Here is a 17,649-nt window from a genome sequence, read left to right on the forward strand (position 1 = left end):
TCCTCAGACCGTTGCCGTCTCGCGGACGCGCGCGTCGAGCAGCGCGTAGCAGACGTCGATGATGATGTTGAGCACGAAGATGGTCACCGCGGTGAGCAGCACCGCGGCTTGCAGCACCGCGAAGTCCCGGCCGGTGATCGAGTCGATCATCAGCTTCCCGATGCCCGGCCAGCCGAAGATCGTCTCCACCACCACCGCCCCGTTGACGAGCGAGACGGTGAGGTCGCCGGCGACGGTCAGCGCGGGCGCCGCGGCGTTGCGCAGGGCGTGGTGGCTGACCACCCGAACGCTGCCCGCGCCCTTGCTGCGGGCCAGCCGCACGTACGGGGCGGACAGCGCGGAGACCATGGCGCCGCGCACGACCTGGGTGAGGACGCCCAGCGGGCGGATCGCCAGGGTGGCGACCGGCAGCACCCAGGACAGCATGCCGTCGCTGACGCCCGAGGTGGGCAGCGCCCCGAGGCCGACGGCGAAGATCCACACGCCGGTGATCGCGAACCAGAAGTCCGGCACGCTGGCGGCGGTCATGGACAGGAACGAGGCGATGCGGTCGGCCAGGGAGTTGGGACGGAAGGCCGCCCAGCTGCCGATGACCACGGCGCCGGCCACGGCGATCAGCATGGTGGCGCCGGCGAGTTGGAGGGTTGCGGGGAAAGCCCGCAGCGCCATCGTCGCCGCCGACTCACCGGTGCGCAGCGACTCGCCGAAGTCGAGGTGGAACACGCCGCCGAAGTAGTCGGCGATCTGCTGCCAGATCGAGTCGTCGAAGCCGTTGCGCTCGGTGAAGGCCGCGCGCTGGGCGGGGGTTGCGGATTCGGGCAAGTACAAGGACGCGGGATCGCCGGTGAGCCTCGCTAGCACGAAGACACCGAGAAGCACGGCGACCAGCGGCAGGATGCTGGTCAGCATGCGACGGCCGAGGAAATGGAACATCGCTGTCCCCAGGTGGGAGTCGGTCGCCTGCGGCCGGCGCCGGGCGGGCACCGGCCGCAGGGCGTGGTCAGTCGGCGGGTGTGAACTCGGCGAGCCGCATCTCGTCACCGGTTGCGGAGTTCGGTCGGTAGCGCACATCCGGAGCGAGAGCGATGACGCCGTACATGTGGGCGACGTAGGCGTACTGGGAGATCTCGTCCGGCTCGTCGCTGAAGACCTCGGCGAGCGCGTCCTGGCGCTCGGCCCCGGTCTTCGCCTCGGCGGCCCCGATCTTCCGGTCGAACGCGGCGGTGCCTCCGGAGCTCTGGTAGCCCTTGCTGAGCAGGTACTGGTCCATGCTGAAGGCGGCGTCGCCCGCCTGGTTGCCGTGCTGGATCAGAATCAGGTAGGGGCCCGCGTCCTCGGGGAAGGGGCGTTCCTGGAACTGGGTGCTGCCCGCGGTGTCCTTCATCTCGATCTCGACGTCGAGGCCGAGGTCGTCCAACTGGTTCTGGATGACCTGCACGGTCTCGTCGACCTTCGGGAACAGCGCGGTCCGGCTGATCAACCGGATCGGCTCGTCCACGTCGACCCCGTCGGCCTTCGCCTCGGCCAGCAGCTTCCTGGCTTCCGCGAGGTCGGTCGGCCAGGGCCGCAGGCTCTCGTTGTATCCGACGACTCCCCGGGGCACGAGTTGGGCGGCGGGCTTCGCCTTCCCCTGGAACAGCGAGCCGACGATGCCCTTGCGGTCGATCGCGTAGTTGATCGCCTGACGCACGCGCTTGTCGTCCAGCGGTGGCTCGGTGACCTGCATGCGCAGGGCGGTGGTCTCGTTGTTGGGGTACTGCTCAGCGGCGTCGCCGGCGCCGTCCTCGGGGCTGAGCGCGGTGGCCACGTCGACCTCGTCGTTGGCGATCATGGCGGCACGGACGCTGCCCTCGGTGCGCCACTGGTAGTCCACGTTGCCGTAGGCGGGAGCCCGGCCCCAGTACTGCTTGTTGGTGGTCAGGGCGAGCCGCAGCCCCGGCTCCCAGTTGGCGATCCGGTAGGGGCCGGTGCCGATCGGCTCGCGGACCTTCTTCTCGGAGTCGGTGGACGTGGGCACCATCTCGATGAAGGAGAGCCGCAGCGGGAGGATGGGATCAGTCTCCTGGGTGGCCACCGTGAGCGTCTGCGCGTCCGGCGCCGCCACCTTCAGGTCCGCGTCTCCGAAGACGTACCCCTCCACGTTGCAGCCGAGTTCGGAGTTGACGGCCCGGTCGATGGAGTAGGCGGCGTCCTCGGCGTCGAAGCGCGAGCCGTCGCTGAACTTCACCCCCTTGCGGATCCGGTACGTCCACTCCGTGCTGGAGGTGCGTTTCCAGGACGTCGCCAGTTTCGGCTCCAACTCGCCGGTGCTGGGGTTGCGCTCGGTCAGCGGCTCGGTGATGTTGGACCGCACCACCACCCCGGTCGAGGTCAGGGAAGCCTCGCACGGCTCCAGCGTGGGCGGCTCCTCCGGCAGCACGACGCGCAGCGCGCCGCCTTCCGCCGTCACCGAGTCGCTGTTGGCCACGGTGCAGGCGCCGGCCGCCAGCGCCGTGGACAGCACCAGGGATACGGCCGCACGCCGCCGGCGCCCACCGGCACGGGCCGGGCGGGGGTCGGTAACAGGGGACATGGATTCCTCCGCCGCATCCACATCCGCGTCCACAGATGTAGATGCCGTCTCGATTGGTGAACGCACGGTAGAGGGGCGCCCGGAGGGGCGTCAAGGGAGTGCGCACACCTTGCCTGTCGTACGCATATGCAGACAACGTTTTCATGTATGTGCCCCATCTGTTAGCTTGACGATCCGCTGCACTCACCATCCGATCCTGGAGAACCCCCATGGCCCGTTTCTCGCCTGACGACCTACGCCGCGTCCTGGGCTCCGGTCTGCTGTCCTTCCCGGTCACCCACACCACCGCGGACTACGCCTTCGACGAGCCGGCCTACCGCACCCATCTGCAGCGGCTCACCGGCTACGACGTGGCGGGCCTCTTCGCCCCCGGCGGTACCGGCGAGTTCTTCTCGCTCACCCACACCGAGGTGGAGACAGTGCTGCGGGCCACGGTCGCCGAGGCCCCGGAGGGCCTGCCCGTGGTCGGCGCCGCCGGCTACGGCACGGCGACGGCCACCGCGATGGCCCGGCAGGCCGAGGAGAGCGGTGCCGACGGGATCCTGCTGCTGCCCCCGTACCTGACCGAGGTCGGACAGGAGGGCCTCCACGCCCACGTCGCGCGGGTGTGCGCGGCCACCTCCCTCGGCGTGGTCGTCTACCACCGTGCCAACGCCCGCTTCACCGCCGGGACCGTCGCCCGTCTGGTGGCGGAGTTCCCGAACTTCGTCGGGTTCAAGGACGGCGTCTGCGACATCGACCTGATGGCCACGCTGCACGCCCGGCACGGCGACCGCCTCGTCCTCATCGGCGGCCTCCCCACTGCCGAGACCTACGCTCTGCCCTACCTCGAACTCGGCGCCACCACGTACTCCTCGGCGATCTTCAACTTCGCTCCCCGGTGGGCCGTCGATTTCTACGCCGCGGTTCGCGCCCACGACAAGGACCAGGTCTACGCCCGGCTGCGCGAGTTCGTCCTGCCGTACCTGGCGATCCGCGACCGCGCCCCCGGCTACGCCGTCTCGATCGTCAAGGCAGGGCTCACCGCCTCCGGCCACCCGGCGGGCCCGGTGCGTCCCCCGCTGACCGATCTCACCGAGGCCGAGCACGCCGAACTCGCCGAGCTCGTGAAGAAGGTGGTCTGACATGACCCACGACGACACCGGAGGCGACACCGGCGGCAGCGGCGCGCTGACCGGCGCCATGGTGATCGGCGCCCAGCGCGTGCACGGCACCCACGGCGCCGTGCACGGCGTCGACCCCCGCACCGGGGAGCGCCTCTCCCCCGCGTTCGGCCTCGGCGGCGCGGCGGAGGCCGCCCGGGCCGCGGCCCTCGCCGCCGACGCGTTCCCCGCGTTCCGGGCCACCGCGCCGAACGCCCGGGCCGCCTTCCTCGAAGACGTCGCCGCCGGGATCGAGGCGATCTCCGCCGAACTGGTCGAGCGGGTCGTCCGCGAGACCGGCATCGTGCGCGCCCGGGTGCAGGGCGAACTCGCCCGCACCACCGGCCAGCTCCGGCTCTTCGCCGACCTGGTCCGGGCGGGGCACTGGGCCGGCGCCCGCATCGACCCGGCGCTCCCCGACCGCACGCCGGTGCCCCGCCCCGACATCCGCCAGCGCCGGGTCCCGCTCGGCCCGGTGGCGGTCTTCGGGGCATCCAACTTCCCGCTCGCCTTCTCCGTCGCCGGCGGCGACACCGCCTCCGCCCTCGCAGCCGGCTGCCCCGTTGTCGTGAAGGCGCACAGCGCCCACCCCGGCACCTCGGAACTCGTCGGTACCGCGATCCAGCGAACGGTGGCCCGGCACGGCCTGCCCGAGGGCGTGTTCTCGATGGTCTTCGGCTCCGGCAGCGACGTCGGCGTCGCCCTGGTCACCGACCCGCACATCCGTGCCGTCGGCTTCACCGGCTCCCGCACCGGCGGCACCGCGCTGATGCGCGCCGCCGCGGCCCGCCCCGTGCCCATCCCCGTCTACGCGGAGATGTCGAGCATCAACCCCGTCGTGCTGCTCCCCGGCGCGCTGCGCGACCGTGCCGTGGAACTCGGCCGCCAGTTCGCCGAGTCCCTCACCGCCGGGGCCGGCCAACTGTGCACCTGCCCCGGCCTCGTCTTCGGCGTCGCCGGCGCCGACCTCGACGCCTTCGCCGATTCGGCCGCCACCGCGATCGCCGCCGGCCAGACCCTGCCGATGCTCGGAGCCGGCATCCATACCTCGTACACCGAGGGCGTCGCCCGCCTCGGCGGCCTCGACCACGTGACGCAGTTGGCGGCGGGTCCCGTCCTCGACACCCTCGCGACGCCGGGGCGGGCCTGCCTCTTCACCACGACCGGCGACGCCTTTGCGGCCGAGCCGGCCATGCAGCAGGAGGTCTTCGGCGCCGCCTCCCTGCTGGTGCGCCTGGAGCACGCCGGGCAGCTCGACGCCGTACTCGGCGCCCTCGAAGGCCAGCTCACCGCGACCGTGCACGCCGCCGACGACGACGGCGCACTCGCCGCGCCGCTGCTGGAGCTGCTCGAGGACAAGGTGGGGCGGATCGTTTTCAACGGCTGGCCCACCGGCGTCGATGTCGGCCACGCGATGGTGCACGGCGGCCCGTACCCCGCCACCTCCGACGGCCGCAGCACTTCGGTCGGCACCCTCGCGATCGACCGGTTCCTGCGGCCGGTCGCGTACCAGAACGTCCCCGCCGAGCTGCTGCCCGCGCCGGTGGACGAGCCGAACTCCCTCGGATTGTGGAGGCAGATCAATGGCGAGCTCACCCGGGACTGACGGCGCCGCCGCACCCGGCACCCCCGTCGTCACGGCGCTGCGGGTGGTTCCGGTGGCGGGCCACGACAGCATGCTGCTGAATCTCAGCGGCGCGCACGGCCCCTACTTCACGCGCAATGTCGTCTTGCTGACCGACTCGGACGGCCGGGTCGGTGTCGGTGAGGTGCCGGGCGGCGAGGCGATCCGCCGCACCCTTCAGGACGCTGCCCCGTTGGTCACCGGCCGGTCTCCCGCGCGGCACCGGTCCGTCGTGCGCGCGGTCGGCGCGGAGTTCCGGGACCGCGACCGCGGGGGCCGCGGCGCGCAGACCTACGATCTGCGCACCACCGTGCACGTGCAGGCCGCCCTGGAAGCGGCCCTGCTGGACCTGCACGGCCAGTTCCTCGGCGTACCCGTCGCTGAGCTCCTCGGCGACGGGCCTCAGCGCACCCGCGTACCGGTCCTCGGCTACCTCTTCTTCATCGGCGATCGCCACCGCACCGACCTGCCCTACCGCGCCGAGCCGGACGCCCTGGACTCCTGGGGCCGGCGGCGGCACGAGGAGGCTCTGACGCCCGAGGCCCTCGTCGCCCTCGCCGAAGCGGCCCAGGAGCGCTACGGCTTCACCGACTTCAAGCTCAAAGGCGGCGTGCTGCCCGGCGCACAGGAGGTCGAGACCGTCCACGCGATCGCCGCGCGGTTCCCGGACTCCCGGATCACCCTCGACCCCAACGGCTGCTGGCCGCTCGCCGACGCCGTCCGCCACGGCCGCGCCCTGCGCGACGTCATCGCCTACGCCGAGGACCCTTGCGGCGCCGAGGACGGCTACTCCGGCCGGGAGGTGATGGCGGAGTTCAAGCGGGCGACCGGTCTGACCACCGCCACCAACATGGTCGCCACCGACTGGCGGCAGCTCGGGCACGCGGTACGCGCCGGTGCCGTCGACATACCTCTGGCCGACCCACACTTCTGGACCCTGGCGGGGTCGGTCCGCGTCGCCCAGGTGTGCGAGGCGTGGGGGCTCACCTGGGGCTCGCACTCCAACAGCCACTTCGACGTCTCCCTGGCGATGTTCACCCATGCCGCCGCTGCCGCCCCCGGAGACATCACGGCAATCGACACGCACTGGATCTGGCAGGACGGCCAGCGGCTGACCGTCGACCCGCCGGTCATCGAGAGCGGGGGGATCGACGTCCCGACCGCCCCGGGCCTCGGCGTCACCGTCGACCACGACCGGCTGGAGGCCGCGCACGAGCTGTATCTCCGCGAGGGCCTCGGCGCTCGCGACGACACCGCCGCCATGCAATACCTCGTGCCCGGCTGGCGCTTCGACCCCAAGCGCCCGGCGCTCGACCGGGAGCCGGCCGCAGCCACGGTCCCCGGCGCGGCAGGGAAAGGAACCGACGCATGACCCGTCCCACAACGGCCGCGGCCGGCCGCGTCCTGCAGGCCGGCCCGCTGGCACCCTCGCTCGCCGCGACCCTGCGCACCTCGTACGGCGCCCTGCAACTGCCGAACGAGGACCCCGAGCGCGCGGCATTCCTCGCCGCGCACGGCGGGGACATCGTCGCCGCCGTGACCTCGGGCCGCTTCGGCGTCGGCACCGACCTGATGACCGCGCTGCCCCGCCTCGGCGCCGTCATCAACTTCGGGGTCGGCTACGACACCACGGACACCGCACTCGCCCGCCGGCGCGGCGTACTGGTGAGCAACACCCCCGACGTGCTCACCGACTGCGTGGCCGACACAGCCCTCGGGCTCACCCTCGACCTGCTCCGCGGGCTCTCCGCGGCCGACCGCTTCGTACGCGCGGGGCGGTGGCCGCACGACGGCGGCTTCCCGCTGATGCGCAAGGTCAGCGGCGCCCGGGTGGGCATCCTGGGCCTCGGCCGCATCGGCCGCGCCATCGCCACCCGGTTCGCCGCGCTCGGCTGCACCGTCAGCTACCACAGCCGGAAGAGAGCACCCGGCACCGCCTACGCGTACGCCGACTCCCCCGACGCGCTGGCCGCCGCGTCGGACGTACTGATCGTCGCCACGTCCGGCGGCGCCGGCACCCGAGGGCTCGTCAGCCGCGCCGTGCTGCGCGCACTCGGCCCCGACGGCTACCTGATCAACGTCTCCCGCGGCAGCGTCGTCGACGAGCACGCCCTGGTCGAGATGCTCACCACGGGCGCCCTCGGCGGCGCCGGCCTCGACGTCTACGCCGCCGAACCGCACGTCCCCGAGACCCTCTTCGCCCTGGACAACGTGGTGCTGCTGCCCCACGTCGGCAGCGCCACCGTCCAGACCCGCACGGAGATGGAACGCCTGACCCTGGACAACCTCGCCGGCTTCCTCAACCACGGCACACTCGTGACGCCCGTCCCTGAGACGGCCTGAGCGGCGGGCCCTGGGAGGAGGCCGACCGAGCGGCGGGCAGGAGGGCAAGAGGCCCTGGTCGACGAGGGCGGGCTACATCGCGTGCGGGACGGGGGGCGTGAAGTGCGCGGCGTTTAGCACCATGTCCTCCGTGACGCCGCAGCCGAAACTTGGGGTTGTTCCGCTTTGACGGACGCCAGCGGTGTGGTGGTCAGACCGAGAGGCGGGCACCGACCTCCGTTGCCAGGGCGGCGACTTGCTGGCCGTCCGGGTCGGGAGCGAAGTCCCGGACGATGAGATCGGGCCATCAGGCGGCCCCCGGATCGGGGATCGTCGTCCATTGCCGTCGCCTGCGATGCCGACCTTGCAGCCCGGCGTTGCGCATCAGCCGGGCGATGCGGCGGCAGAGCTTGACGATCTCGGCCTTGAACTCGGGCGTGAATGAACGGCGAGGCCGAGGCTTCTTCTTCCCCATACTCTCCATGGCGGAAGACCATGGGGCAGCACTGACTCCCCCGGCCCGGCTGTCGAAGACTTCTGCGCTTCACAGCAGCCGGAGGTAAAAACTCACGCAAGATAACCGCAGTTGAGACGCAAGAGAGACATTGGTCGCCCAATCTGCAAATTCCCCGACTTCAACGCCTCGCAGAGCGTGACCGCACTGTGTCAAAATCCGCTGACCTGTTCACCCGACAGGGCCTCGCGTACGGAAATGGGGTACCACCCATGCTCTCCAGGCTGTCCGTGAGAACCACCCTCGCCGCTCTCGCCATCACCGGGCTGGTCGCCACCGCGCCCTCGGCGGTGGCCACCTCCCCGGACACGGTAAAGCCCGCCGCGGCACCGGCGTCCGCCACGTCGCCGTCCGCCGGTGTCACCGTGAAGATGCCGGACAAGGTTGCCGACCGCCTTGGCGGCGGTCGCAAAGCACTGATCGACGCCGTCTCCGCCGACGTCCTCTCCCGGTCCCACGACGCCAAGGGCCTCGCCCCGGCGAAGGCTGTCAGCAAACTCGCCGCCGAGGGCCGCAAGGTGGTCGTCGACGTCCGCACCGTCTCGCCCGGATGGGCCCGCGGTGTGGCGTACGTCGAAGCCTCGCGCAAGGCCCACGGCCAGCCCGAGGGCTGGCTCTACCTCGCCCACCGCGAGAACGGCCGCTGGGTCTCCGGCCTCGAAGGCGACCGCGAATTCGCCGACCACGTGGCAACGTCACCGCTGGTCGGCAAGACGGAGCGGAAAGCCATGACGGACTACGCCCAGCGCAAGGCGACCCCGGACAAGAAGGCGTCACCGACGAGAGCCGCGGCCAACACCGGCGGGCTGCTCCTGCCGTGGATGCCCGACTACTACATGACCGTGACCGGCGGTCCCCACTCCCACACCGGCGGGACCGGCTACTGGAGCAGCCTCGACTTCGCCGGCGGCAACGCCAGCGGGCGGGTCCGATCGTCCCGGGAAGGCACCGCGACCTCGATGTGCGGTGCAGGCGGTGGCTGGACCAGGGTGATCCACCCTGGCGGCTTCTCGACGGACTACTACCACATGTGGAACACGACCTACTACAACGGGACATCGATCGGCAGCAGCGCTCTGCTCGGCACCATTGGCACCGACGTCTGCGCCGGCGGTTCGGCGACCGGCGCCCACGTGCACTGGAGCCTGCGCACGTACGACGCGAACCTCGTCGGCCAGTACACCTGTTGAACGGCCGCACCATCGGCGGCTGGACCTGGTGGAACGGCTCCAGCCAGTACACCGGGTGCGGCACCCGCCTCGGCTACTCCGGCTGCCCCGGCACGGCGATCTACAACCGCACCAGCTGACGGCCGGTCAGCAACTCACCCCTGGAGCCCCCCACCATGCGGTGGGGCTCCAAGGGGCGCGGACCCTGGCGTAGCGTCATTCATCGTTCGCGATCCACTTTCGGCGCACAGTTGCCTTGCTCCCGGTCACCAGGCTTGCCGGCGGAACGTCATCGGCCACGACCGCGCCGGCTGCGACCACGGCGTCACGGCCGATGGTGACACCGGGGAGGATGGTGGCACCGGCACCGATCCACACATTCTCTGCCACGTTGATGGGTGCGCCGGTGAGGTACAACCGCCGCTCCTCAGGATCGACCGGGTGGCCGCTGGTGATGAACGTGACCTTCGGTCCGATCATCACGCGCCCGCCGAGGCGGATGCCGGCATAGTCCAGGAACGTGCAGTTCTGGTTGATGAAGACGCGTTCGGCGAGGTCGAGGTTCAGGCCGTGGTCCGTGTAGAAGGGCGGATATATGGTGACTCTCGGCGGCAGAGGCTTTCCGAGGATCCGTTCAAACAGTTCCGCCTTGCCCGCTTCGTCTTCGAAAGGCAGGACGTTCAGGCGGGAAGTGAGCTCGGTGACCCGCAGGACCCTCTCAGCCATGGCCTGGAACTCGGCACTGTGGATGCGCATAAGACGGTCGCTCGACACGCCACGATCCTTTCTGCGTACCAGTGGCTGGACAAACCTCATCAGGCGACAACGGACCGCCCAGGGCCACTGACCTGGAATCCATCAATTAGTCGTCGCCGCTGCCGTTGCCACCGCGACGCCGGCCGCCCGCGGAGCTGCGCACCACGTTCCCCGCGGCGAGGGTCAAGGTTGCCACGGCACGGACCCATCGGGGCCCTCCCCCACGTGCCGCCCACACCACACATACGCACCCCCCGAGCACGAGCGCCAGGACGACAAGCAGTATTGCGATGATCAAGGCCCTCTACCTCTGCGTTCAGTCCTTCGGTCCTGCCGATCATCTCAGGTGGAGGCGGTCACCGAGACGGCTGACCGCTCTGCCTCGGAAGCAATTGCTCTGCCGGGGTGCGCGTCAGGCGGGTGCTGGCGTACCTTCCAGCCGCATCACCGAGCCTGCCCCTGCCCGAGCCGAGGCAGGGGCAGGGGCAGGTCCGGCGTAGGGCGGGCGCTAGCGTGCCTGGGGTGGCACGGGGAGGGCCTCGTCGCGGTCGAGCTGGAGCAGGGTCAGGACGAACAGGGAATCCGTCCAGCCGAGCGGAACGACCGAGGCCGGGTTGCCGTCGTTGTCGACCTTCTCGGGCAACTCGCCGAGGACGTTGCGCTTGGAGAGCACCCAGTCGAGCACGCGGCCGGCCTTTTCCTGCTCGCCGAGACCCGCCCATGCCAGTCCGAAGAACGACGTACTGGGTGTCCAGGTCGACGTCCCCCAGTTGTGGCCCGGGTCGTCGCCGGGGACGACACCACCGTTCGGGCGCAGCAGAGCGTCATAGGTGGAGTCGAGCGCATCCGGCAGGTCGGAGGGCGCGGTGTTGAAGGGCGGTGCCATGAAGGCGGCCGCGCTGTCGCGGCCGTGCAAGCCGTCCACGGTGCGCTGGTAGCCGAGGGGGGCGAAGCGCTTGGCGATGGCGTCCGACAGCCTGCCCGCGGCCTCTGCCCATGTCGCCGCGCGATCGTCGTGGCCGAGAGCCCGGGCAAGGTCCGCCGCGGCGTTGAGGCCACTGAGCAACGGTGCGGCAGTTCCGGCGACGCCAAACCTTCCACGGCCACGGCGTAATTGAGGTCGGTACGGCAACGACCGCAGCTCGGCCTGACGGTGCGGCAGGCCGAGCGGCAGCACTCCGGCAGGGTCAACGGAGAGGCTGTGTCACCGTCTTGCCGAGGTTCGCGCCGGAGCCCAGCTCGAAGCCGGCCCCGCGGGTGCGGCCGGGGGCGGCGAGGGTGACCGAGACGGTCAGGCCGGGCTGGTCGGGGTTGGCGACGCTCACCACGGCCGAACTGCCGGATTCCTTGAGCAGGACGATGGCGGGCTGATCGACCCGCAGCGTACGGCGCGAACCCAGGTCGAGGGAGCCCGCGGCATGGAAGGTGGCGATCGTCAGACCCAGCCACGGGTGGCGGACCGCCTGAACCTGCTCGTCGTTGCGCAGGATTCTGACCGCCGGCCCGGCCGCGTACGACCGCACCTTCGCCGGTGATGCGCCGGGCAGGACGATGTAGGCGTACTCCGCTCCCTCCGGGGCTTGGCCGTGATCGAAATAGAGCGTGAAGGCATTCCGCGTCACCGGATCGCGGTCGATCCAGCTCCCACTCTGCTCCTTGTTCGAGACCTTGAGTGGTCCCCCCTCGGGGAATACGTAACCGATCTCGTCGTTGTACGCCCATGAGGCGCCGGTGGCCGCGGAATCGGTCCCCGGGCGCACGGCCTTGCCGCCGACGGTGGCATTGGCACGGGCAGCGCCCTGGTTGACGGTCGTGTGGACGGCGTGTTCGGAAGTGGAGCTGATTCCCGCGCCGAGAGCGACCATCTCGTCGTCGAAGTAGAAGTAGCTCTTGCGTCCGGTGGTCGAGGACCGGTCGAGCGTGAAGACGTCGGCTCCGTAGCGCCCGTCGGAGACACCGCCGGTGAAGCTGCCGGCGTTGCGCTTTCCGGACGTCGACATCACCTTGGCGTACGGCGCGGTGACACCCGGGTAGTGGAACCAGTCGAAGGCGGGTACGAGGTCGTCGTATTCCCGGTTCGTGACCTGGATCGAGGTGGCGCCCTGCGCGTTCCAGTCGATCTCGTTGCCGACCTCCGGCCGGAAGGTGGAGCGGTACTCGCTGCCGACCATGCGCGGGGAGTTGATCCTGGTGAAGATTCCGTACCCCGCGCGCAGATGCGAGGAGAACTCCGAGCGCCAGAAGTACTTGTGCCCGGTGACGCCGTTTTCGCGGGTCTTCCCCCGGATGTTGTCAGCGAGCTTCTTGTATGCCGCCGAGTTGCCCTCGTCGGCCCGCACCATCCGGTCGAGCGGCTCCAGGAAGTCCGCCGCATAACTCGTGACGCCGTCGATGGTGTTGGCGGGGCGGTACCCGAGGTACATCATCCCGATCTCCCCGCGGATCAGCCAGCGCGTCCCGTCGAGGATGTAGAAGGCGATGGCGTCGACTTCTTTGTCGGAGAGGGCGAAGCTGGTGCCGCGCGAGACGTCGGCCCACGCCGCGACGATGGTGAACAGCGCCATGCCGTAGCCCTCGCTGTAGAGCTGCGCTCCGTGCGCCCAGAAGCTCGAGTCGACCTGTACGGCCTCCTTGATGCCGCCGCTGCCGTCGACCGCGATCGTCTGCGCCATGGTGTCGTAGCCCTGCTCGATGTCGGCGGTCGAGCGCTTGGCGACAGCCTCGTAGAGGTAGTTCTCCGTCCTCCAGGAGCCGTTCGCCCCGACCGGGTCGAGCCGGCCGGTGTTGTGCGCGTACGTCACCTCGCGTGCCTCGGCGCTGAGTTCATCGCCGACGAAGATCGACACGCGGCCCATGGCCATGGACTTGCCGATCTCGACCTCCCACCAATTCGTGCTGGTGGGTTTGACGCCGTCCCAGTACAGAAGTGCACGGTTCAGGGCCTCGATAATCTCCGGCTTCCCGTAGCCCGGGGCGTCCGGGTCGCGGTAGGCGTGCGCCATCGCCATCATGCGGTAGAGCGCGTGATACGGTGACCAGACCCGGCCGTTCGCGGAACTCGTGGTGTCGGCGTAGTCCACATTCGGCCACGAGCCGTCGGCGCGCAGCGACTCGACATACGTCAGGGCCTCCGACGTACGGGCGAGGAAGATGAAGTTGGCGAGCTTGATCTGGTCGCCCTGGGCGAGGAAGCGCTGTTGGATGCGTTCGATGATGAGCTGAATGTCGTCCGCCGCTGCGCGGTTTTCGCCGGCTTCGGCGGCGCGCGCGAGAGCCGGAGCTGACAGCGTCAGACCGGCCACGCCCGCGGCAAGTCCGAGTCCGCCGAGCAGGACTCGGCGTCGGTCGAGAAGGGGTGCGGCTCCATTTTCAGGCATGCGGACTCCTTACGCGCACCCGGTGGTGACAACGCTGCCGGGAGGTGTGCGCCCGTCCGCTGACGAGCGCTTCCGGGTGCTGATTCGGTCACGGCTGGGGTATGTTCGCCCACGTTTCTAAACCGGTTTGAAGCGACCCGTAAACAGTTACCGGCTCCGCCCCGCGGACGTCAACAGTCGCGGCACGATGAGAGTTGGGGTGGAGGCGATGTTGCGGGGGTCTGCGATGTCGCCAAGGCCCGCGTTGACGCGCCGACTTCCTGCGGCCGGTCTCCTGCTCGCCCGGGAACCCACCCGCTGCAAGCGGGCCTTGAGCCCACCCGCTGAGCCCGGCGAGCGCACCTACGCGACCGGCCGGCGCTCCGCGGACCAGCAGCCGCACTGGACGAACCGCCCCAGCACGCAGGAGACCTGAGTCGGCGTTCGTGACGTCCCGGCCTGCAACCGCAGTCGCAGCGCTGCGCCGCCGCGGCCCGCCCCCGAGGCGAGGTCGGTGAGTCCGCCGATTCAGCGCGCCGGCGGCGCCGTGCTGGCGCGGGCCACGAACTCCACCGGCGGCAGGGCAGGCGCCTGGAAGGGATGTCCCTGGGTGAGCGAGACCAGTTGCTGCGCCGCGGCACGGCCCCATGCGATCACGTCCTGGCGGACGGTGCTCAGCGGCGGGGCGATGTATTCGGCCAGAGGGATGTCATCGAATCCCACCACCGACAGATCCTCCGGGACACTCAGTCCGCGACTGGTCGCGGCGGCGATCCCGGCGATGGCCATCAAGTCGTTGGCGTAGAGGATGGCGGTCGGCGGCTCGGGCAGGTCGAGCAGGTCGTGGGTGGCGCGGGCGCCGCCGGCGCCGGTGAAGTCCCCGGCTTCGAGCGGCCCTTCGGGCAGTCCGGCGTCGGCCAGGGCGGTCATCCAGGCGCGCCGGCGGGCCTCGGCGTGCACGTAGCCCTCGGCGCCGCTGACGTGCCCGATACGGCGGTGGCCGAGCGCATGCAGGTGCTCGACGGCGCGGCGCACCCCTTCGGCGTCGTCCACCCCGATCGCCGGCACCGGGCTGTCCGGCCGATCCGGGCCGATGATCAACGCGGCCAGGCCCAGCCGGTCGGTGAGCGCCGGGCGCCGGTCGCCGAGTTGCAGATCGGTGAGGAACACGCCGTCGGCCCGGCCGTCGTGACTCAAGCGCTCGTACGCGTTGTGCTCGGCCTCCTCGGTCTCGACGACCTGGAGGACCAGGGCGTAGTCGAGGGGGGACAGACCGCTTTCGACGCCCGCGACGAACTGCGGGAAGAACGGGTCGGTGCTGAGTAGTTCGGGGGGCCGGCGGATCACCAGGCCGAGGGCCTGGGCGCGCCGGGTGGACAGTGCCCGGGCACCGGCGCTGGGCTGCCAGCCCAGCTCGGCGGCCGCTTCCAGGACCCGTTGCCGCGCGTGAGGGCTGACGCCGGCCCGCCCGTTGACGACGAAGGACACGGTCGCCTTGGACACCCGGGCCAGCGCCGCGACGTCCCCGATGGTGGGTCGGCTGCGCCGGCGCGGGGGCGGCGGCGCCGCGGGCTCCGCGCCGGTCTGCGCCGTGCCCAGCTCAGGGTGCTGGTGGGTCATGCTGTTCCCCTCCTTGCCGCAGTCCGGCGCCGGTGAGCTCCGGGGTGCGGAGGCCCGGCCGATTACCGGAACGTTTCGTGCGGTCCCTTGACGCTCAGATTTTAAACCGGTTTGAATGGCGCCCGTCACCCCGGCTCGATCATCTGGCCGGGACCGGTCGACGACGGCGTGGGACGGGCAGCCGCCGTTACGTCCGGCATCTCTCCACCCTCACACCATGAAGGGGTCAGGCCCTATGAAGCGTCATACGCGCATTGCGGTGCTGGTGACGGCCACGGCGGTGGTCCTGCCACTGTCCGCCTGCGGATCGGACGACTCCGGCGGCGGCAAGCCGACAGCGGGGCCGATCGACATCTGGTACTCGACCAACGAGCAGGAGCAGGCGTGGGCCGAGGCGGCCGTCGACGCCTGGAACGCCGAGCACCCCAAGGAGAAGGTTACCGCCCGGGCGGTGCCCGCGGGCAAGTCCACCGAGGACGTCATAGGCGCGGCGATCACCGCCGGCAACACGCCCTGCCTGGTCTACAACACCGCACCCGCCGCGGTCTCCGCGTTCGAGAAACAGGGCGGGCTGGTGAACCTCTCGAAGACCTTCAAGGACGCCGAGTCGTTCATCGAGCAGCGCTCGGGCGAGGCGGTGGACGGCTTCCGGTCCCCGGACGGCTCGCTGTATCAAATGCCCTGGAAGACCAACCCGTTCATGCTCTATTACAACAAGGAAGCCTTCGCCAAGGCCGGGCTGGACGCCGAGCATCCCAAGCTGCGCACCTACGACGACGTACTGGCGGCGGCCGAGGCGATCAAGAGCGCCAAGGCGGCGGACTTCGCGCTGTATCCGCCGGCGACCAGCGACTACACCAACTCGCTCTTCGACTTCTACCCGCTGTATCTGGCGAACTCCGGCGGCACCCAGCTGGTCGAGGACGACAAGGCCACCTTCACCGGCGAGGCCGGCCTGCAGACCCTCGGCTTCTGGCAGCAGATGTATGCCGAGGGCTACTCCTCCCCGGAGGCGTACAGCGGCGACATGTGGGCGGGCCCGTTCGCCGACGGGGTGGCCGCCATGGGCATCGCCGGGCCGTGGGGAAAGGGGCAGTTCGACGGCAAGGTGAAGTACGGCGTGGTGCCCCTGCCCACCGCCGCCGGCGCGGAGGAGACGTCGACGTTCGCCGATTCGAAGAACGTCGGGATGTTCACCTCCTGCCCGAACCAGCAGACCGCCTGGGACTTCGCCAAGTTCTCCATGAGCAAGGAGAACGACGCGGCCCTGCTGGAGGAGACCGGCCAGTTCCCCACCCGCACCGACGTGACGACCGTCGCCGCCGACTTCCTGAAGAAGAACCCGTTCTACGAGCCCTTCGCCGACGCCGTCCCGCGCGCCGTCGACGTGCCGAACATCCCCGGCTCCAGCGAGGTGTGGACCACCTTCCGCAAGTCGTGGGACGACACCGTGCTGTCCGGCAAGGGCGACGTGAAGGACGCCTTCGGCGAGGCCGCCCAGACCATCGACGACCAGGCCAAAGGCTGACGAGGCGCACCACCATGACCGCACCGCATCTCCACCGGCAGGAGGCGCGAGCCGCCGGCGGCTCGCCCTCCGGACCGAAGCTCCAGGGCTCCTCGCCCCCCGTTCGGCGCGCGAGCGCCAGGTCCGGCCGGCAGCCACGGCCAAGGCGGGCACACCGCGTTGAGCGCTGGCTGGGCCGGCACCCGTTCGGGCTCGCGCTCACAGCTCCGTACACGGTCTTCGTCCTGGTCGTCTTCGCGATCCCGTTCGGCTTCGGCGTCTGGATGGCCTTCCACGACTACTTCTTCACCGCCCCGGGAGTGTCGGTCCCGCACCCGTTCGTCGGGTTCGACAACTTCACCGCGGTGCTGGGAGACGGGGACACCCGGCGCGCCTTCCGCAACCTGGGCATCTTCATGGCGATCAACATTCCGCTGACCGTCGTGCTGGCCCTGTCGCTGGCGGCGGCGCTGAACGCGGCCACTCGCTGGCGGGTGTTCTTCCGCGTCTCCTACTACGTGCCGTACGTCACCGCGTCGGTGGCCACCCTCGCCGTGTGGCTGTTCCTCTTCAACGGCTCCGGCGCGGTCAACCACGCGCTCGGCGCCTGGGCCCCGGATCCGTCGTGGCTCGCGAACAAGCACCTGGTGATGCCGCTCATCGCTCTGTACGTGACGTGGAAACAGCTCGGGTTCTACGTCCTGCTGTATCTGGCCGCGCTGCAGAACGTGCCGCGCGAACTGCACGAGGCGGCGCTCACCGACGGCGCGGGGCGCTGGCAGGCCTTCCGCGCGGTCACGCTGCCGGCCGTCCGTCCTGTGACGTCCCTGGTCGTCCTCCTGTCCCTGATCACCTCCGGGCAGATCTTCACCGAGCCGTTCCTGCTCACCGGCGGCGGCCCGAACGGCGCCTCGCTGACCCCCGCCCTGCTGATCTACCAGCGCGGCCTGGAACAGGGCGAACCGGACGCGGCCGCCGCGATCGGGCTGATCCTCGTCACCGCGGTGCTCATCCTCGCCACCATTTCCCGGCGCGTCATGGAGAGGAACTGACGTGACTCCACCCAT

At 70.5% G+C, this 17,649-nt stretch carries 14 protein-coding genes and 1 pseudogene; 7 read left to right on the forward strand and 8 right to left on the reverse strand.

Annotation, left to right across the window (positions count from 1 at the left end; genetic code table 11):
* Positions 1–3: 3 nt before the first annotated feature.
* On the reverse strand, positions 4–909 hold the full coding sequence (locus OG946_RS00770) for an ABC transporter permease (protein ID WP_326794210.1): 906 nt from the start codon (positions 907–909) through the stop codon (positions 4–6).
* Between the two features lie 91 nt (positions 910–1,000).
* Positions 1,001–2,572, reverse strand: a complete 1,572-nt coding sequence (locus OG946_RS00775) for an ABC transporter substrate-binding protein (RefSeq protein ID WP_326794211.1) — start codon at positions 2,570–2,572, stop codon at positions 1,001–1,003.
* 209 nt (positions 2,573–2,781) lie between these two features.
* On the opposite strand from OG946_RS00775, the gene kdgD reads away from it, so the two are divergent.
* From kdgD to OG946_RS00795, 4 genes are read left to right on the forward strand one after another with little or no spacing between them, the layout of a single operon-like run.
* The gene (gene kdgD, locus OG946_RS00780; protein ID WP_326794212.1) at positions 2,782–3,696 is read left to right on the forward strand and encodes a 5-dehydro-4-deoxyglucarate dehydratase; all 915 of its coding nucleotides are present in this window, start codon (positions 2,782–2,784) and stop codon (positions 3,694–3,696) included.
* A gap of 1 nt (position 3,697) precedes the next feature.
* Entirely contained in the window at positions 3,698–5,320 is a 1,623-nt protein-coding gene (locus OG946_RS00785; RefSeq protein ID WP_326794213.1) for an aldehyde dehydrogenase (NADP(+)), read from the forward strand.
* Complete coding sequence (locus OG946_RS00790; RefSeq protein WP_326794214.1) at positions 5,298–6,710, forward strand: enolase C-terminal domain-like protein; 1,413 nt, start codon at positions 5,298–5,300, stop codon at positions 6,708–6,710. Before OG946_RS00785 ends, OG946_RS00790 begins: the two co-directional genes overlap by 23 nt.
* A complete protein-coding gene (locus OG946_RS00795) occupies positions 6,707–7,681 on the forward strand; it encodes a 2-hydroxyacid dehydrogenase (protein ID WP_326794215.1) in 975 nt (324 codons plus the stop codon). The genes OG946_RS00790 and OG946_RS00795 overlap by 4 nt, the downstream gene beginning before the upstream one ends.
* Before the next feature lie 286 nt (positions 7,682–7,967).
* Here OG946_RS00795 and OG946_RS00800 read toward each other — a convergent pair whose 3' ends face one another.
* Positions 7,968–8,135 (reverse strand): hypothetical protein, encoded by a 168-nt coding sequence (locus OG946_RS00800; protein WP_326794216.1) that lies wholly within the window; start codon positions 8,133–8,135, stop codon positions 7,968–7,970.
* 251 nt (positions 8,136–8,386) lie between these two features.
* Between OG946_RS00800 and OG946_RS00805 the strand changes: the two are divergent.
* Positions 8,387–9,483: pseudogene (locus OG946_RS00805) on the forward strand (M23 family peptidase).
* Positions 9,484–9,559: 76 nt separating this feature from the next.
* Here OG946_RS00805 and OG946_RS00810 read toward each other — a convergent pair.
* From OG946_RS00810 to OG946_RS00830, 5 genes are all read right to left on the reverse strand, one after another.
* Entirely contained in the window at positions 9,560–10,117 is a 558-nt protein-coding gene (locus OG946_RS00810; RefSeq protein ID WP_326794217.1) for a DapH/DapD/GlmU-related protein, read from the reverse strand.
* A gap of 88 nt (positions 10,118–10,205) precedes the next feature.
* Positions 10,206–10,394: a hypothetical protein gene (locus OG946_RS00815; protein ID WP_326800104.1), complete on the reverse strand. Its 189-nt coding sequence runs from the start codon at positions 10,392–10,394 to the stop codon at positions 10,206–10,208.
* A gap of 213 nt (positions 10,395–10,607) precedes the next feature.
* Complete coding sequence (locus tag OG946_RS00820) at positions 10,608–11,276, reverse strand: hypothetical protein (RefSeq protein WP_326794218.1); 669 nt, start codon at positions 11,274–11,276, stop codon at positions 10,608–10,610.
* 10 nt (positions 11,277–11,286) lie between these two features.
* Positions 11,287–13,476, reverse strand: coding sequence for a polysaccharide lyase family 8 super-sandwich domain-containing protein (locus OG946_RS00825; RefSeq protein ID WP_326794219.1), 2,190 nt, complete (start codon positions 13,474–13,476; stop codon positions 11,287–11,289).
* 507 nt (positions 13,477–13,983) lie between these two features.
* Positions 13,984–15,075, reverse strand: coding sequence for a LacI family DNA-binding transcriptional regulator (locus OG946_RS00830; protein WP_326794220.1), 1,092 nt, complete (start codon positions 15,073–15,075; stop codon positions 13,984–13,986).
* A gap of 235 nt (positions 15,076–15,310) precedes the next feature.
* Here OG946_RS00830 and OG946_RS00835 point away from each other — a divergent pair, with 235 nt between their 5' ends.
* Together OG946_RS00835 and OG946_RS00840 are read left to right on the forward strand one after the other, a co-directional pair.
* Positions 15,311–16,603 (forward strand): sugar ABC transporter substrate-binding protein, encoded by a 1,293-nt coding sequence (locus OG946_RS00835; RefSeq protein ID WP_326794221.1) that lies wholly within the window; start codon positions 15,311–15,313, stop codon positions 16,601–16,603.
* Positions 16,604–16,617: 14 nt separating this feature from the next.
* Positions 16,618–17,634, forward strand: a complete 1,017-nt coding sequence (locus OG946_RS00840; protein ID WP_326794222.1) for a carbohydrate ABC transporter permease — start codon at positions 16,618–16,620, stop codon at positions 17,632–17,634.
* Positions 17,635–17,649: the final 15 nt, after the last annotated feature.

Origin of the sequence: Streptomyces sp. NBC_01808 (assembly GCF_035917395.1) — a bacterium.
In the GTDB taxonomy this organism is placed as follows: Bacteria; Actinomycetota; Actinomycetes; order Streptomycetales; family Streptomycetaceae; genus Streptomyces.

What these genes read in the sequence shown, in the direction of transcription:
- OG946_RS00770 (WP_326794210.1), bottom strand. Translation starts at nt 909, where the DNA reads ATGCTGACCAGCATCCTGCCGCTGGTCGCCGTGCTTCTCGGTGTCTTC.
- OG946_RS00775 (WP_326794211.1), bottom strand. Translation starts at nt 2,572, where the DNA reads ATGTCCCCTGTTACCGACCCCCGCCCGGCCCGTGCCGGTGGGCGCCGG.
- kdgD (WP_326794212.1), top strand. Translation starts at nt 2,782, where the DNA reads ATGGCCCGTTTCTCGCCTGACGACCTACGCCGCGTCCTGGGCTCCGGT.
- OG946_RS00785 (WP_326794213.1), top strand. Translation starts at nt 3,698, where the DNA reads ATGACCCACGACGACACCGGAGGCGACACCGGCGGCAGCGGCGCGCTG.
- OG946_RS00790 (WP_326794214.1), top strand. Translation starts at nt 5,298, where the DNA reads ATGGCGAGCTCACCCGGGACTGACGGCGCCGCCGCACCCGGCACCCCC.
- OG946_RS00795 (WP_326794215.1), top strand. Translation starts at nt 6,707, where the DNA reads ATGACCCGTCCCACAACGGCCGCGGCCGGCCGCGTCCTGCAGGCCGGC.
- OG946_RS00800 (WP_326794216.1), bottom strand. Translation starts at nt 8,135, where the DNA reads ATGGGGAAGAAGAAGCCTCGGCCTCGCCGTTCATTCACGCCCGAGTTC.
- OG946_RS00825 (WP_326794219.1), bottom strand. Translation starts at nt 13,476, where the DNA reads ATGCCTGAAAATGGAGCCGCACCCCTTCTCGACCGACGCCGAGTCCTG.
- OG946_RS00830 (WP_326794220.1), bottom strand. Translation starts at nt 15,075, where the DNA reads ATGACCCACCAGCACCCTGAGCTGGGCACGGCGCAGACCGGCGCGGAG.
- OG946_RS00835 (WP_326794221.1), top strand. Translation starts at nt 15,311, where the DNA reads ATGAAGCGTCATACGCGCATTGCGGTGCTGGTGACGGCCACGGCGGTG.
- OG946_RS00840 (WP_326794222.1), top strand. Translation starts at nt 16,618, where the DNA reads ATGACCGCACCGCATCTCCACCGGCAGGAGGCGCGAGCCGCCGGCGGC.